1 protein-coding gene is annotated in these 881 nt (G+C 62.1%); it reads right to left on the reverse strand.

Annotation, left to right across the window (positions count from 1 at the left end; all coding sequences use genetic code 11):
- Nucleotides 1-881: HoxN/HupN/NixA family nickel/cobalt transporter (locus GR212_RS36550; protein ID WP_163995014.1), on the reverse strand; the 881-nt coding region annotated here is incomplete at both ends.

Consider the following 881-nt stretch of genomic DNA (forward strand, 5'->3'; position numbering starts at 1 on the left):
ATCAGCCAGCTCATGAGGAAGATGCCGACGACTGCGAAGCCGAAATTGGCGAGATTGTCGTTCATCTCGCCGATGAAGCTCCAGAAGCCGCCCTCGAGGCCGAGCTTGTCGGAGATCAGTCCGAGCGCCTCGATGCCGCCGATGAAGATGGCGACGACGACGGACGCAGCGGTGATCGTCAGATTGTACCAGAGCTTGCGCACGGGCTTGACGAAGGCCCAGCCATAGGCGCCGGTCATCAGCGTGCTGTCGAGCGTATCCATCAGCGACATGCCGGCGGTGAAGAGGGCCGGGAAGACGAGAATGGTCCAGAAGGACATGCCCTGCGCGGCCTGGGCGGCGGAAATGCCGAGCAGCCCGATTTCCGTTGCGGTATCGAAGCCGAGGCCGAAGAGAAAGCCGATCGGATACATGTGCCAGGATCGGGTGACGACCTTGAACATCGGGCGGAAGATGCGCGCGAGAATGCCGCCTCCGGCAAGCAGCGTATCCAGATCCTCGTCCGCGATCCTCTCGCCTTTCTGAGCCCGCCGGAAGGCGGACCACACGCCCTTGAGCACGAAGAGATTGGCGATGCCGATCAGAAGGAGAAAGGCGGCCGAAACCGTGGTGCCGATGACGCCGCCGATATCGTGGAAGGAATCGAGCCGATTCTGCATGGCGGCGGCCGTCGCGGCAATCAGGATCGAGGCGATCACGACGATCGAGGAGTGCCCGAGGGAGAAGAAGAAGCCGACCGCATAGGGCTGCTTCTTTTCCTGCATCAGCTTGCGCACGACGTTATCGATGGCGGCGATATGGTCGGCATCGAAGGCGTGGCGAAGCCCGAACATGTAGGCAAGCAGCGCGATGCCCAGAAGCGATGGCCTGTCGGCAAAGGC

Source organism: Martinezella lusitana, from assembly GCF_010668395.1.
Taxonomy (GTDB): domain Bacteria; phylum Pseudomonadota; class Alphaproteobacteria; order Rhizobiales; family Rhizobiaceae; genus Rhizobium; species Rhizobium lusitanum_A.